This window comes from Vibrio sp. S/42/10 (assembly GCF_029890535.1).
Taxonomy (GTDB): domain Bacteria; phylum Pseudomonadota; class Gammaproteobacteria; order Enterobacterales; family Vibrionaceae; genus Vibrio; species Vibrio cyclitrophicus.
In genome coordinates, this window is sequence record NZ_JAKMZC010000020.1 from 22261 (window position 1) to 36884 (window position 14624).

The following is a 14624-nucleotide window of genomic DNA, read 5'->3' on the forward strand; positions in this document are numbered from 1 at the left end:
ATATTGCAGCTTATAAACGAATTGGCATAACAACGTACATCGCGCTGTCATCTTGTGCATTTTCAATCAAGGCACTCGCATTAGCGTCTGACATTGAGATACGAACTTGTTCACAACGCAGTGTGTTCAGAACATCCAATACGTAGCTTACGTTAAAGCCAATCTCTAGCGCGTCACCGTCGAAATTAACATCTAGCACTTCTTCTGCTTCTTCTTGTTCTGGGTTGTTCGCTGTAATACGCATCTCGCTATCCACAAGATTAACTCGAACACCACGGAATTTTTCATTCGACAGAATCGCTGCACGAGAAAATGCGGAGCGTAATTCATCACAACCGGCTTCAAGTGTCTTGGTAGTATTTTGCGGCATTACGCGGCGATAATCAGGGAAACGACCATCAACGAGCTTAGAAGTAAAGACATAGTTGTTCACTTCAGCACGCACATTAGAGTTGCCAATTTGCAGCGTTACAGGCTGTTCAGGCGCATCCAATAACTTCACTAGCTCTTGAACACCTTTACGGGGAACAATGATCTGCTTCTGGGCAAAGTCAGCACCCAATTGCGCTTGAGATACTGCCATACGGTGACCATCAGTCGCTACGCTGCGTAAGATAGAACCTTCAATCTCAAACAACATGCCGTTGAGGTAGTAACGAACATCCTGGTTCGCCATTGAGAATTGGGTTTTCTCGATAAGACCGCGTAGCTCAGCCTGTGTCACAGACACTTCAACTTCACTGCTCCAGTCTTCAATGTTTGGAAAATCTGCCGCTGGTAATGTTGCCAATGAGAAACGGCTACGACCAGAGCGAACCTGAATACGGTCACCATCCAATACCACAGTGATCACTGAGCTGTCTGGTAAACCACGGCAAATATCTAGGAACTTACGTGAAGGCACAGTAATGCTGCCCGCTTCGAAATCACCTTCAAGCGTTACACGGCTGATCAATTCAACTTCTAGATCCGTCGCTGTCATCGACAACACGTTATCTTCTACTTTAATTAGTAGGTTTCCTAGAATTGGAAGCGTTGGCCTGCCACCGAGTGCGCCAGATACTTGTTGTAATGGCTTAATCAGGTGACTACGTTCAATGGTAAATTTCATATCTTGCTCTTACGGTCTAAATGGCACTGCGTAATAGTACGTGGCCAAGATTCTGCTTATTAAGGTTAAGAATACTGTGTATTAAGAAGAAAGGGTACGAATCAAGTTCGAATAATCTTCTTTAATGTCGTGGCTCTCTTCACGCAGCTGAGCAATTTTACGACAAGCATGCAGTACAGTCGTGTGGTCACGGCCACCGAATGCATCGCCAATCTCAGGCAAGCTGTGGTTTGTTAGCTCTTTAGCCAGAGCCATCGCCAATTGACGTGGACGAGCAACAGAACGAGAGCGACGTTTCGACAAGAGATCGGCTACTTTGATTTTGTAGTACTCGGCTACTGTCTTCTGAATATTATCAATGGTGACCAATTTCTCTTGCAGTGCAAGTAGGTCACGCAGTGCTTCACGTACGAAATCGATCGTAATCGGGCGACCAGTGAAGTTCGCATTCGCGATAACACGGTTCAATGCGCCTTCCAGTTCACGAACGTTAGAACGTAGACGCTTAGCAATAAAGAAAGCCACTTCATCCGCAAGGTGGATTTGGTGGTCTTCTGCTTTCTTCATCAAGATAGCAACCCGCGTTTCAAGCTCTGGTGGCTCAATCGCAACCGTCAAACCCCAACCGAAGCGAGATTTAAGGCGATCCTCTACCCCGTTGATCTCTTTAGGATAACGGTCAGAAGTTAGGATGATCTGTTGGTTGCCTTCAAGCAGTGCGTTAAAGGTATGGAAGAACTCTTCTTGAGAGCGCTCTTTATTAGCGAAGAATTGGATATCATCGATAAGCAAAGCATCAACACTACGGTAGTAACGTTTAAATTCTTCGATCGCATTGTTTTGGAGCGCTTTCACCATGTCTTGAACAAAGCGCTCGGAGTGCATGTAAACCACTTTAGCATTCGGTTTATTATCGACAATGGCATTACCCACCGCATGCAACAAGTGCGTTTTACCTAAACCAGTACCACCATACAAAAACAACGGGTTATAAGCTGTTCCTGGGTTATCAGAAACCTGACGTGCCGCAGCCAAACCCAGTTGGTTCGACTTACCTTCAACAAAGTTATTAAACTTATGCTTTGGGTTCACGTTTGAACGGTGGTTAAGGTCAACCGCCACAGGCTCTTCATCGCGCCAGATATTGTGAACAGGCTTACGAGCTTGTAACTGCGCAGGTGCGGATGACTCAGCGGCCACATCGGCTGCCGTACGTGTACGCGCCGGTGCTGGTGTCGCAGGTTTAGGAGCAATCACGCGCTTGCTTCCCACTTCAAAATGCAGATGTGGGATATCGTTACCACAATATTCTTGCAGTAAACGGTTAATGCTATTTAGATACTTATCGCGAACCCAATCGAGTACGAAACGGTTCGGTGCAAATAGAGTTAGAGTATTGTCATTGAGTTCCGCTTGTAACGGACGAACCCACATACTGAATTCTGTAGCTGGTAACTCTTCTTGAAGCTGTTGCAAACACTGCAACCAAAGCGAAGATGACACGGTGCCCTCACTCTATTTAAGTAATATGAAATGACTGCTAATTTTACCTGTTGATAAGTCAGATCACCAGCAATTGATCACAGATCCAGTGAATAAGATCCAAGTTATTCACAATAAATTTGTAATTTATCGGTGGATCCACACATCTTGCCCCTAATTTACTCACATAATGATCCACTTATGCCCGGATCCTTACTAGTTATCCCCAAAATGGGAATTCAATCTGGTTATGGTTAATAACATCTGGTTATTTATTCTAGAGAGCATTTTCCCAGTAACATCCAATCCCATAAATATAAGGAGTTACCAAATGAATAACTGGATTAAGGCTGCAATTGCGGCTATCGCACTCTCTGCTGCTACTGTTCAAGCTGCGACTGAAGTTAAAGTCGGTATGTCTGGTCGCTATTTCCCGTTTACGTTCGTTAAACAAGACCAACTACAAGGTTTTGAAGTGGATTTATGGGATGAGATCGGTAAGCGTAACGATTACAACGTTGAATACGTAACGGCAAACTTCTCTGGTCTGTTTGGTCTTCTTGAAACGGGTCGAATTGATACCATTTCAAACCAAATTACAATGACGGATGCGCGTAAAGCGAAATATCTTTTCGCAGACCCTTACGTAGTAGACGGCGCACAAATTACCGTTCGTAAAGGTAATGACACCATCAAAGGAATCGAAGACCTAGATGGTAAGACGGTTGCGGTAAACCTTGGCTCAAACTTTGAGCAACTGCTGCGCAGCTACGACAAAGATGGCAAAATCAATGTGAAAACCTACGATACAGGTATTGAGCATGATGTCGCTCTTGGCCGTGCAGATGCGTTCGTTATGGATCGCCTATCAGCACTAGAACTTATCAAGAAGACAGGTCTACCATTACAGCTAGCGGGACAACCATTCGAAACAATTGAAAACGCTTGGCCTTTCGTTGACAACGACAACGGTAAAAAACTGCAAGCAGAAGTAAATAAAGCATTAGCAGCAATGCGCGAAGATGGTACGTTAGAAAGTATCTCTCAGAAATGGTTTGGTGCGGATATTACTCATAAGTAATTACTCACTTTCTCCATTCAAAGCCCACTGCTTTACACAGCGGTGGGCTTTTTGCTTTTGAGTTCAGATTAAAAAGCCTGATATAACAGTATTTCCAAACAACACTTCCAATAAAAATACGAGATAGATTATGGGATTTGACTTTAATTACATGCTAGAGCTACTGCCAATACTGCTGAAGTATCTTGGCACAACCATGGAGATGGCGACCTGGGGTTTGTTCTTTGCTCTTATCCTGTCTTTGATATTGGCAAATATTCGTGTATTCAAAATCCCAGTGCTCGATCAACTGAGTCAGCTGTATATTAGCTTCTTTCGCGGAACTCCGCTGCTAGTACAGTTGTTCCTTCTATACTACGGCCTACCGCAGGTATTTCCGTGGATGGTTGGACTCGATGCGTTTGGCGCGGCCGTGATTGGTTTAACCCTTCACTTTGCCGCTTATATGGCAGAGAGTATTCGTGCCGCGATTATTGGTATTGATCGCAGCCAAATGGAAGCCAGTTTGTCTGTAGGCATGACAACTAGCCAAGCAATGCGACGAGTCGTCTTACCGCAAGCAACTCGCGTGGCATTGCCTTCATTGATGAACTACTTCATCGACATGATAAAATCGACTTCACTTGCATTCACCCTAGGTGTAGCCGAAATCATGGCCAAAGCTCAGATGGAAGCGTCTTCAAGTTTCCGTTTCTTCGAGGCTTTCTTAGCTGTAGCGCTGATTTATTGGGGCGTGGTCGTTATCCTCACTCGTATTCAAATTTGGGCCGAAGTGAAACTGAATAAGGCGTATGTACGATGATCAAATTACAAAATATCCACAAGCAGTTTGGTGACACCGAAGTATTGAAAGGGATCGACCTTGAAATCAAACAAGGTGAGATAATTGTCATCATAGGTTCGAGTGGAACAGGTAAGTCCACACTGCTACGTTGCGTAAATTTTCTCGAGCAAGCCGATCAAGGTACGATTTCGATTGACGATATCAAGGTTGATGCTAAGAAACATACCAAAGCAGAGGTGCTGGCACTGCGCCGTAAGACCGGTTTTGTATTCCAAAACTATGCGTTATTTGCTCACCAAACTGCGAAGCAGAATATTGCTGAAGGTTTGATTACCGTTCGAGGTTGGAAAAAGAAGCAAGCCCATGAAAAAGCGCAACAAATACTCGATGATATTGGTCTAGGAGAAAAAGCAGATAGCTACCCTGCTGCGCTTTCTGGAGGTCAACAACAACGCGTTGGGATCGGCCGAGCAATGGCCCTTCAACCAGAGCTTTTGTTGTTCGATGAGCCTACTTCAGCGCTCGATCCTGAATGGGTTGGTGAAGTACTTAACCTCATGAAAAAATTAGCAAATCAGCATCAAACTATGCTGGTGGTTACCCATGAAATGCAGTTCGCTAGAGAGGTCGCAGACCGAGTGATCTTCATGGCCGATGGCCACATTGTCGAGCAGGGATCTCCACAGGATATCTTTGGTAATCCACAGGATCCAAAATTAAAAAAATTCTTAAATAAGGTTGGGATCGACTAAGGATCCTTGTGATTTTAGTTATTCTACGTATAATCCCCCGACCGGAATTTTAGTTAACCCAATCATTGACACTTTTTGTGACAGTGATTACAATTCCGCCTCTTTGTTGAGAGGCGTCGGTTTTCCTTTCTTATATAAAGAAGAGAAAAAATGCCCACGCCGGGTTTAACAAAAACCTAAAACTACTGATCAGTAAGGTAATTACAATGAAACGCACTTTTCAACCTACAGTTCTAAAGCGTAAGCGTACTCACGGTTTCCGTGCTCGCATGGCTACTAAGAACGGTCGCGCAACAATCAATGCACGTCGTGCAAAAGGCCGTAAGCGTCTTTCTAAGTAATCTTTGATTATTTTGAATAAGCTAGCCTTCGGTCGGGAGTTACGCTTGTTAACTCCCGAACATTATCAGAATGTCTTCAAGCAAGCTCATCGAGCTGGCTCCCCTCATTTCACCATCATTGCCCGAAATAACTCTCTTTCAAATCCTCGCCTTGGATTAGCCGTTCCGAAAAAACAGATTAAAACCGCCGTGGGTCGTAACCGATTCAAGCGTCTTACTCGTGAAAGCTTTCGTAACATTCAACACAAACTTCCTAACAAAGATTATGTTGTAATAGCTAAAAAGAGCGCGCAAGATTTAAGCAATGAAGAAATGTTCAAGCTACTCGACAAATTATGGCTTCGCCTGTCTCGCCCTTCGCGTGGATAGCGCTAATACCCATCTATTTTTATAGATGGTTTATTAGTCCACTCATCGGCCCACGCTGCCGATTTACTCCAACCTGCTCTTTATATGCGATAGAAGCGTTGAAAGCTCACGGTTTTGTAAAAGGGTGTTGGTTATCAGGCAAACGTCTATTAAAATGCCATCCTTTGAACGAAGGGGGCTTTGACCCCGTTCCACCAGTCCAAAAACAAGACAGAGATAAATAACGATGGATTCTCAACGTAATATCCTGTTAATCGCATTGGCTTTGGTTTCTTTCCTACTTTTCCAACAATGGAATGTAGCTAAGAACCCGGCTCCACAAGCGATTGAGCAGGCACAATCTGGCAGCACCCTACCAGCGCCATCTTATGCAGATGATCTAGACCCAGCTCCGGGCCAAGTTGCTTCTGCAAAAACTATCACAGTAACAACTGATGTACTGACTCTGTCAATTGATACGGTTGGTGGTGATGTCGTTAAAGCAAATCTAAATGATTACTCTGCAGAGTTCGATTCTGAAGATACTTTTGTTCTTCTTAAGAACGAACCAGGTCACCAATTTATCGCTCAAAGCGGTCTAGTGGGTCCTCAAGGTATCGACCTAAGCAGCACAAACCGCCCTAGCTACACAGTTTCAGCAGATAGCTTCACACTTGCTGATGGTCAGGATGAACTACGCATCCCGATGACTTACCAAGCGAACGGCCTTGAGTACACGAAAACATTCGTCCTTAAGCGTGGTAGCTACGCAATGGATGTTGAATACGATGTAGTCAACAACTCTGGTAACAACGCGACATTCGGCATGTACGCTCACCTACGTCAGAACGTTATGGACGACGGTGGTAGCCTAACAATGCCAACTTACCGTGGTGGTGCTTACTCTACGGAAGATACACGCTATAAAAAATACAGCTTCGACGACATGCAAGATCGCAACCTGTCTCTTAACCTAGCAAATGGTCAAGGTTGGGCAGCGATGATTCAGCACTACTTTGCAAGTGCATGGATTCCACGCGACGAAGCAGGCAGCAACCTTTACACTCGTGTCATTGGTAACCTTGGCGACATCGGTGTTCGCATGCCGAACAAAACCATTGCTACTGGCGACGAAGCAAGCTTTAAAGCAACGCTTTGGGTTGGTCCTAAACTTCAAGACCAAATGGCTGCTGTTGCACCAAACCTAGACCTAGTAGTTGACTACGGTTGGTTATGGTTCATTGCTAAACCACTTCATACTCTGCTTTCGTTCATTCAAGGCATCGTTGTGAACTGGGGTCTGGCAATCATCTGTCTAACGTTCATCGTTCGTGGTGCTATGTACCCACTAACGAAAGCTCAGTACACGTCTATGGCGAAAATGCGTATGCTTCAGCCTAAGCTGACTGCAATGCGTGAGCGTATTGGCGACGACCGTCAACGCATGAGCCAAGAAATGATGGAGCTTTACAAGAAAGAAAAAGTAAACCCACTGGGTGGCTGTTTACCTATCCTTCTACAAATGCCTATCTTCATTTCACTATACTGGGCACTAATGGAGTCAGTTGAACTGCGTCATTCACCGTTCTTCGGTTGGATTACTGACCTTTCAGCACAAGACCCATACTACATTTTGCCACTTCTGATGGGTGCTTCAATGTTCCTAATCCAGAAGATGAGCCCGACAACTGTAACGGATCCGATGCAGCAGAAGATCATGACCTTTATGCCGGTTATGTTCACATTCTTCTTCCTGTTCTTCCCTTCAGGTCTGGTTCTTTACTGGCTAGTATCGAACATCGTAACTCTGATTCAGCAAACGCTTATCTATCGCGCGCTGGAAAAGAAAGGCTTACATTCTAAGTAAGTTCGATAACAGAAAGAGATAAAGAAAGGCGACCAAAAGGTCGCCTTTTTGTTTTTAGCTGATTACAATTCAGCTAATTGATTAATCGTGAACGCCCCATTGTGGCTTTCACATGCTAGCAGGCACAACTATGACTACAGATACGATTGTTGCTCAAGCGACCGCGCCTGGCCGTGGTGGCGTAGGTATTATCCGCGTTTCCGGCCCACTGGCCACTCAGGTTGCATTAGAAGTAACAGGCAAAACACTCAAGCCTCGCTATGCGGAGTACCTGCCGTTTAAATCTCAGGATGGCATCGAACTCGACCAAGGTATCGCGCTTTACTTCCCTAACCCACATTCGTTTACTGGCGAAGACGTGTTAGAGCTGCAAGGTCACGGCGGACCAGTGGTTATGGACATGCTAATCAAACGCATCCTAACTATCACAGGCGTGCGTGCTGCACGTCCTGGTGAGTTCTCAGAGCGTGCCTTCTTGAACGACAAGATGGACTTAACGCAAGCCGAAGCCATTGCTGATTTAATTGATGCAAGTTCGGAAGAGGCGGCAAAATCGGCACTACAGTCTCTACAAGGTGAGTTCTCTAAACGCATTAACACGCTGGTTGATTCACTGATACACCTACGAATCTATGTTGAAGCGGCTATCGATTTCCCTGAAGAAGAAATTGATTTTCTTGCCGACGGTAAAGTAAGTGCTGACTTACAGGCTATCATCGACAATCTGGAAGCCGTGCGCCAAGAAGCCAATCAAGGTGCCATCATGCGTGAAGGCATGAAGGTGGTGATAGCCGGGCGCCCAAATGCGGGGAAATCGAGCTTATTGAATGCATTATCAGGCAAAGAATCTGCAATTGTTACCGATATTGCAGGCACCACACGTGATGTACTGCGTGAACATATCCATATTGATGGTATGCCACTGCATATTATTGATACCGCAGGCCTGCGTGATGCTTCAGATGAAGTAGAAAAAATTGGTATTGAACGAGCTTGGGAAGAAATTGCTCAGGCAGACCGAGTTTTATTTATGGTCGATGGCACCACAACAGACGCAACTGACCCGCAAGATATCTGGCCAGATTTCGTTGATCGACTACCAAATAATATCGGTATGACAGTGATCCGAAATAAAGCGGATCAAACCAGTGAAGAACTAGGTATTTGCCACGTTAACGATCCCACTCTAATTCGCTTATCAGCGAAAACAGGCGAAGGGGTCGACGCATTGCGCAGCCACCTTAAAGAGTGCATGGGGTTTGCTGGTGGGAATGAGGGCGGTTTCATGGCACGTCGTCGTCACTTAGACGCCTTAGAACGTGCATCAGAGCACTTGGACATCGGCCAACAACAGCTTGAAGGTTATATGGCCGGAGAGATCTTGGCAGAAGAGCTTCGAATCACTCAGCAACATCTTAATGAGATCACGGGTGAATTTAGTTCAGATGACTTATTAGGTCGCATCTTCTCTTCATTCTGTATTGGCAAATAATCTTTAAAGGCCGGCTTATGCTGGCCTTTTCTTTAGTAAGGACAGTTTAATGATCCACATTATTACAGGCAGTACCTTAGGTGGTGCTGAGTACGTTGGCGATCACCTTAATGAGCTTCTTGAAGAGCAAGGTCAAGAGATAACCCTTCATAACCAGCCGGAATACGATGACATTCCCCAACAAGGCTTTTGGTTGTTAGTGACTTCAACTCATGGTGCTGGCGAGTTTCCAGATAATATTAAGCCGTTTATCGACGCATTGACCCAGCAATCACCAGATTTAAGTCAGATTCGCTTTGCTGTCGTAGCGCTTGGGGATTCAAGTTACGATACCTTCTGTTTGGCGGGAAAATCAGTCCACAGCTTGCTGAAAGAGCTCGATGCCCACCCTATTTCTGACTGTTTTACCATCGATGTATTGGAAACTCCGGTACCTGAAGACGCTGCAGAAGCATGGTTTAACGATCATAGTGACCAGTTTTAAACTCTCCTATATCCCAAAAAGCGGCTTATGCCGCTTTTTTTGCCTCTGAATATCGTGATTGTGAATAACTTTTTTCCAAAAAAATTAAAAACTATCCATTTATTTTCAATTTCTTCTGTGGATAAGATCATACATATACGGTGATTAACCTATAGTTATCCAAATAACAAGTTTTAGACTAATTTCTCCCTGTGAATAAGTAGCCATTTTGATCCCAGCTAATCCTCATTATGATCAAAGTTAGATCACATGGTTTGATCCAAAAAAGATCCATGATCTTGTTGATCATTTTTGACTTATCCACAGACACCCTCGATCCTAATAATAGATCTAATAAAAGATCTCTTTAAAGATCTTATCTATATTAATTAAAAACTGCTTTTTCGAAAAATTCCAAAAACGTTTTCTCAAGCTATGAAAACAGGTAGAATATCGCTCCTTTTTATCTGTCTAGAAAACATTTGAATACCTGAGGTTGGTTCATGCTTTATCACGAAAAATTTGACGTCATCGTTGTTGGTGGTGGCCATGCAGGAACGGAAGCCGCACTCGCATCTGCACGTACTGGTCAAAGTACGTTATTACTTACTCATAATATCGATACGTTAGGACAAATGTCTTGCAACCCAGCTATTGGCGGGATCGGTAAGGGCCATTTGGTTAAAGAGGTCGATGCAATGGGTGGATTAATGGCGCAAGCTATTGATCATGCAGGTATTCAGTTCAGAACATTGAACGCATCAAAAGGCCCTGCAGTTCGTGCGACTCGTGCACAAGCTGACCGCGCACTTTACAAAGCTTTTGTTCGAAATGCTCTTGAAAACACACCAAACCTAACTTTGTTCCAACAATCGGTTGATGATTTGATCGTTGAACAAGATCAAGTGGTCGGTGTGGTGACGCAGATGGGCCTTAAGTTCCGCGCTGATGCTGTGGTACTGACTGTTGGCACCTTCCTAGGCGGAAAGATCCATATTGGTATGGAAAGTTCTTCTGGTGGTCGAGCCGGTGATCCACCATCGATCGCACTTGCTGACCGTCTTCGTGATCTTCCATTCCGAGTTGATCGCCTGAAAACAGGTACACCCCCTCGTATCGATGCGCGTAGCGTTGATTTTTCTGAGCTTGAGGTTCAGCACGGTGATAACCCGACGCCTGTTTTCTCGTTCATGGGTAGCCGAACTCAACAGCCTCGTCAAATTCCATGTTACATCACGCATACCAATGAAAATACGCATGACGTTATTCGCGCTAACCTAGATCGCAGCCCAATGTACGCGGGTGTGATTGAAGGTATTGGCCCTCGCTACTGTCCTTCGATTGAAGACAAAGTGATGCGTTTTGCTGATAAGAACAGTCACCAAATTTTTATCGAACCTGAGGGTCTAACGACTCATGAGCTATACCCGAATGGTATCTCTACCAGTCTACCGTTTGATGTACAGGTTCAAATTGTTCGTTCGATGAAGGGCTTTGAAAATGCTCATATCGTTCGCCCTGGCTATGCGATTGAGTACGATTTCTTTGATCCTCGCGACCTTAAGCTGACTTACGAAACTAAGTTTATTAAAGGTCTATTCTTTGCGGGTCAAATCAACGGTACCACTGGCTACGAAGAAGCAGCTGCACAAGGCTTGATGGCAGGTCTCAATGCAAGTTTGTTTACTCAAGGCAAAGAAGGCTGGAGCCCGCGTCGCGATCAAGCTTACATGGGCGTTCTTATCGATGACTTATCGACGATGGGCACCAAAGAACCTTACCGTATGTTTACGTCTCGCGCGGAATACCGTTTGCTCCTTCGTGAAGACAACGCTGATATCCGTTTGACGGAAAAATCACGTGAACTTGGCTTGGTGGATGACGCTCGTTGGGCTCGATTCAATGAGAAAGTAGAAAACATGGAGAAAGAGCGTCAACGTCTGAAAGAAACGTGGATTAATCCTAAATCTGAAGATATTGATCAACTGAACCAAATTCTTAAAACACCAATGTCTCGTGAAGCGAGCGGTGAAGATCTTCTTCGTCGCCCTGAAATGACTTATTCACAGCTAACTGCATTGGATCGTTTTGGTCCGGCACTGGAAGATCAACAAGCGTCTGAGCAAGTTGAGATCCAAGTAAAGTACGATGGTTATATCCAGCGTCAACAAGATGAAATTGAAAAATCACTGCGTCATGAAAACACCAAACTGCCGGCTGACATCGACTACAGCAAGGTAAAAGGGCTTTCTAATGAAGTGGTTCTAAAACTAACTACCGCTAAACCTGACTCGATCGGTATTGCATCGCGTATCTCTGGTATTACACCTGCTGCAATCTCGATTTTGTTGGTTTATCTGAAAAAGCATGGCCTGTTGAAAAAAGGTGAGGAAGCATAATGAGCGTATTGCGCGAAAAACTAGATCACCTGATTGGCCAGACTGAACTTGAAGTATCGGAAAAACAACGTAGCCAATTAGTGGGCTACGTTGAGTTACTCAATAAATGGAACAAGGCCTATAATTTAACGTCTGTTCGTGACCCGCAAGAAATGATGGTGAAACATATCTTAGATAGCATCATTGTTAGCACTCACTTACAAGGCAAGCGCTTTATTGATGTCGGTACCGGCCCTGGTCTTCCTGGGATTCCGCTCTCAATCATGAACCCTGACCGTGAGTTTTACTTGTTAGATAGCTTAGGTAAGCGTATTCGTTTCATCAAGCAGGTGATTCATGAGCTGGGTATCGACAACGTAGTACCGGTTCAAAGTCGCGTTGAAGAATTTCAACCTGAAGAAAAGTTTGATGCAGTGCTCAGTCGTGCGTTTGCGTCAATGACAGACATGGTAGAGTGGTGTCACCATTTACCTAAAGAGCAATCCGGTGTATTTTTGGCTCTTAAAGGACAACATCCTAGAGACGAAATTGATCTGTTACCTGAATGGTGTTCAGTGACAGACATTAAAGCTTTGCAAGTACCAGAGCTTGATGGAGAGCGTCATCTAGTTACTTTATCGCGTCAGGGATAATCAGCGAGGCCATAGTGGGTAAAATAGTAGCAATTGCCAACCAGAAAGGTGGCGTAGGAAAAACAACAACTTGCATTAATTTGGCAGCATCAATGGCGGCAACAAAACGCAAGATATTGGTTGTTGACCTCGATCCTCAAGGTAATGCCACTATGGCGAGCGGTGTCGACAAGTATCAGGTTGAAGCAACTGCTTACGATTTGTTGGTTGAAGACACCCCATTTGATGAGGTAGTTTGTCGGAGTACATCTGGCAATTATGACCTCATCGCCGCAAACGGTGATGTGACTGCGGCAGAAATCAAATTAATGGAAGTGTTTGCTCGTGAAGTTCGTCTTAAGAACGCGCTCGCATCAGTTCGCGATAACTATGATTTCATCTTTATCGATTGCCCACCTTCTTTAAACCTGCTTACAATCAATGCGATGGCTGCGGCTGATTCCGTATTGGTTCCGATGCAATGTGAATATTTTGCATTGGAAGGTTTGACTGCGTTGATGGATACCATCAGTAAACTCGCTGCGGTAGTAAACGAGAATCTTAAGATCGAAGGTCTTCTACGTACTATGTACGATCCTCGTAACCGCTTATCGAACGAAGTATCTGATCAACTCAAAAAACATTTTGGTAGCAAAGTCTACCGAACTGTTATCCCTAGAAATGTGCGTCTGGCAGAAGCGCCTAGTCATGGCAAGCCAGCAATGTACTACGACAAATATTCCGCAGGAGCGAAGGCATATCTTGCTCTTGCAGGCGAAATGTTGCGTCGTGAAGAAGTCCCAGTATAGGTCTAACCAAAGGAATTCGCTCAATGTCTAAGCGCGGTTTAGGAAAGGGGCTAGATGCATTGCTTGCAACTAGCTCTCTGGCTCGTGAAAAACAACAAGTAGCTTCTCATAGTCAAGCGTTATCGGCTGATGGTGAGCTCATCGAACTTGCTGTCGGTTGCTTAAAGCCAGGTGTATATCAACCGCGTAAGGATATTGCGCCGGAAGCGCTAGAAGAGTTAGCGGTATCTATCCAATCTCAAGGCATTATCCAACCGATCGTTGTACGCCCTTTAGCGCACGACCAATTTGAGATTATTGCTGGTGAACGTCGTTGGAGAGCGGCTCGTCAAGCTGGTCTTAAACAAGTTCCATGCTTGATCAAGAGAGTAGAAGACAAGGCCGCGATTGCGATGGCATTGATCGAGAACATTCAACGTGAAGATCTGAATGTTATCGAAGAATCACAAGCGCTAGAGCGCTTGCAGAACGAGTTTTCACTGACACATCAGCAGGTCGCCGATGTGATTGGTAAATCCAGAGCTACCGTTAGTAACTTATTACGTCTAAATCAGCTCGAAAATGAAGTAAAAGGTTTAGTTTCCAGTAAACAACTAGAAATGGGGCATGCTAGAGCATTGCTTGCGCTTGAAGGTGTTACCCAGGTTGAGGCAGCGAATACTGCAGCAACCAAAAAAATGACCGTGCGTCAAACTGAGCAACTTGTCAAAAAGTGCTTAAAACCAGACGTTGAAGCTGAATCGAAGCCCGAAGACACTGAGGCCATCGAACTTTCACGAAGACTCACGGAAAAATTGCAAGCAAACGTTTCAGTTACTCGTTCTGTTAGCGGTAAGTCAAAAGTGACAATTACTCTTGATGAGCCTCACAAATTAGAGCAACTTATTGCTAAACTAGAGTACTAAATGAGATAATTGATTTAGGTCAATTATGAAATAAACAAGTAATTTCTTACAAAAGTTGTCGGTTTGTATACAGAAATGTAAATGATTGCTGCATTCTTATTGCAATCAATTTGGCTGAACGTATAATTTTCGCCAATTTCTCAGCACGCTTTTAAGCGAGTGGTAAAGTGGGCTTAAAG

At 44.5% G+C, this 14624-nt stretch carries 15 protein-coding genes; 13 read left to right on the forward strand and 2 right to left on the reverse strand.

Annotated features, from left to right (window positions below; translation table 11 throughout):
• Nucleotides 1–10 precede the first annotated feature (10 nt).
• Nucleotides 11–1111, reverse strand: a complete 1101-nt coding sequence (gene dnaN / locus L8S15_RS18570) for a DNA polymerase III subunit beta (protein ID WP_010433159.1) — start codon at nucleotides 1109–1111, stop codon at nucleotides 11–13.
• Nucleotides 1112–1192: 81 nt separating this feature from the next.
• Complete coding sequence (gene dnaA / locus L8S15_RS18575) at nucleotides 1193–2614, reverse strand: chromosomal replication initiator protein DnaA (protein ID WP_016784132.1); 1422 nt, start codon at nucleotides 2612–2614, stop codon at nucleotides 1193–1195.
• Between the two features lie 310 nt (nucleotides 2615–2924).
• On the opposite strand from dnaA, the gene L8S15_RS18580 reads away from it, so the two are divergent.
• From L8S15_RS18580 to L8S15_RS18640, 13 genes are all read left to right on the forward strand, one after another.
• Complete coding sequence (locus L8S15_RS18580) at nucleotides 2925–3674, forward strand: amino acid ABC transporter substrate-binding protein (RefSeq protein WP_193846898.1); 750 nt, start codon at nucleotides 2925–2927, stop codon at nucleotides 3672–3674.
• Nucleotides 3675–3804: 130 nt separating this feature from the next.
• Nucleotides 3805–4476 (forward strand): amino acid ABC transporter permease, encoded by a 672-nt coding sequence (locus L8S15_RS18585; protein WP_010433176.1) that lies wholly within the window; start codon nucleotides 3805–3807, stop codon nucleotides 4474–4476.
• On the forward strand, nucleotides 4473–5210 hold the full coding sequence (locus L8S15_RS18590) for an amino acid ABC transporter ATP-binding protein (protein ID WP_010433180.1): 738 nt from the start codon (nucleotides 4473–4475) through the stop codon (nucleotides 5208–5210). Before L8S15_RS18585 ends, L8S15_RS18590 begins: the two co-directional genes overlap by 4 nt.
• A 206-nt stretch (nucleotides 5211–5416) precedes the next feature.
• Nucleotides 5417–5551: a 50S ribosomal protein L34 gene (gene rpmH / locus L8S15_RS18595; protein WP_004735800.1), complete on the forward strand. Its 135-nt coding sequence runs from the start codon at nucleotides 5417–5419 to the stop codon at nucleotides 5549–5551.
• 45 nt (nucleotides 5552–5596) lie between these two features.
• Complete coding sequence (gene rnpA, locus L8S15_RS18600; protein ID WP_016767542.1) at nucleotides 5597–5920, forward strand: ribonuclease P protein component; 324 nt, start codon at nucleotides 5597–5599, stop codon at nucleotides 5918–5920.
• Complete coding sequence (gene yidD, locus L8S15_RS18605) at nucleotides 5887–6144, forward strand: membrane protein insertion efficiency factor YidD (RefSeq protein ID WP_004735802.1); 258 nt, start codon at nucleotides 5887–5889, stop codon at nucleotides 6142–6144. The genes rnpA and yidD overlap by 34 nt, the downstream gene beginning before the upstream one ends.
• A gap of 2 nt (nucleotides 6145–6146) precedes the next feature.
• A complete protein-coding gene (yidC, locus tag L8S15_RS18610; protein WP_010433191.1) occupies nucleotides 6147–7766 on the forward strand; it encodes a membrane protein insertase YidC in 1620 nt (539 codons plus the stop codon).
• Between the two features lie 130 nt (nucleotides 7767–7896).
• Nucleotides 7897–9258 (forward strand): tRNA uridine-5-carboxymethylaminomethyl(34) synthesis GTPase MnmE, encoded by a 1362-nt coding sequence (gene mnmE, locus L8S15_RS18615; protein WP_010433195.1) that lies wholly within the window; start codon nucleotides 7897–7899, stop codon nucleotides 9256–9258.
• Between the two features lie 49 nt (nucleotides 9259–9307).
• Entirely contained in the window at nucleotides 9308–9742 is a 435-nt protein-coding gene (gene mioC / locus L8S15_RS18620) for an FMN-binding protein MioC (protein ID WP_193846897.1), read from the forward strand.
• A 482-nt stretch (nucleotides 9743–10224) separates the two neighbouring features.
• Entirely contained in the window at nucleotides 10225–12120 is a 1896-nt protein-coding gene (gene mnmG / locus L8S15_RS18625; RefSeq protein WP_010433200.1) for a tRNA uridine-5-carboxymethylaminomethyl(34) synthesis enzyme MnmG, read from the forward strand.
• Nucleotides 12120–12752 (forward strand): 16S rRNA (guanine(527)-N(7))-methyltransferase RsmG, encoded by a 633-nt coding sequence (gene rsmG / locus L8S15_RS18630; protein ID WP_016767540.1) that lies wholly within the window; start codon nucleotides 12120–12122, stop codon nucleotides 12750–12752. The genes mnmG and rsmG overlap by 1 nt, the downstream gene beginning before the upstream one ends.
• Before the next feature lie 14 nt (nucleotides 12753–12766).
• Nucleotides 12767–13540, forward strand: coding sequence for a ParA family protein (locus L8S15_RS18635; protein ID WP_010433205.1), 774 nt, complete (start codon nucleotides 12767–12769; stop codon nucleotides 13538–13540).
• Between the two features lie 23 nt (nucleotides 13541–13563).
• A complete protein-coding gene (locus L8S15_RS18640; RefSeq protein ID WP_010433208.1) occupies nucleotides 13564–14445 on the forward strand; it encodes a ParB/RepB/Spo0J family partition protein in 882 nt (293 codons plus the stop codon).
• Nucleotides 14446–14624 lie beyond the last annotated feature (179 nt).

Bases quoted from the DNA above. Each gene is read 5' to 3' on its own strand.
- dnaN (WP_010433159.1), bottom strand. From the start codon at position 1,111: ATGAAATTTACCATTGAACGTAGTCACCTGATTAAGCCATTACAACAA.
- L8S15_RS18580 (WP_193846898.1), top strand. From the start codon at position 2,925: ATGAATAACTGGATTAAGGCTGCAATTGCGGCTATCGCACTCTCTGCT.
- L8S15_RS18585 (WP_010433176.1), top strand. From the start codon at position 3,805: ATGGGATTTGACTTTAATTACATGCTAGAGCTACTGCCAATACTGCTG.
- L8S15_RS18590 (WP_010433180.1), top strand. From the start codon at position 4,473: ATGATCAAATTACAAAATATCCACAAGCAGTTTGGTGACACCGAAGTA.
- rpmH (WP_004735800.1), top strand. From the start codon at position 5,417: ATGAAACGCACTTTTCAACCTACAGTTCTAAAGCGTAAGCGTACTCAC.
- yidD (WP_004735802.1), top strand. From the start codon at position 5,887: ATGGCTTCGCCTGTCTCGCCCTTCGCGTGGATAGCGCTAATACCCATC.
- yidC (WP_010433191.1), top strand. From the start codon at position 6,147: ATGGATTCTCAACGTAATATCCTGTTAATCGCATTGGCTTTGGTTTCT.
- mnmE (WP_010433195.1), top strand. From the start codon at position 7,897: ATGACTACAGATACGATTGTTGCTCAAGCGACCGCGCCTGGCCGTGGT.
- mioC (WP_193846897.1), top strand. From the start codon at position 9,308: ATGATCCACATTATTACAGGCAGTACCTTAGGTGGTGCTGAGTACGTT.
- mnmG (WP_010433200.1), top strand. From the start codon at position 10,225: ATGCTTTATCACGAAAAATTTGACGTCATCGTTGTTGGTGGTGGCCAT.
- rsmG (WP_016767540.1), top strand. From the start codon at position 12,120: ATGAGCGTATTGCGCGAAAAACTAGATCACCTGATTGGCCAGACTGAA.
- L8S15_RS18640 (WP_010433208.1), top strand. From the start codon at position 13,564: ATGTCTAAGCGCGGTTTAGGAAAGGGGCTAGATGCATTGCTTGCAACT.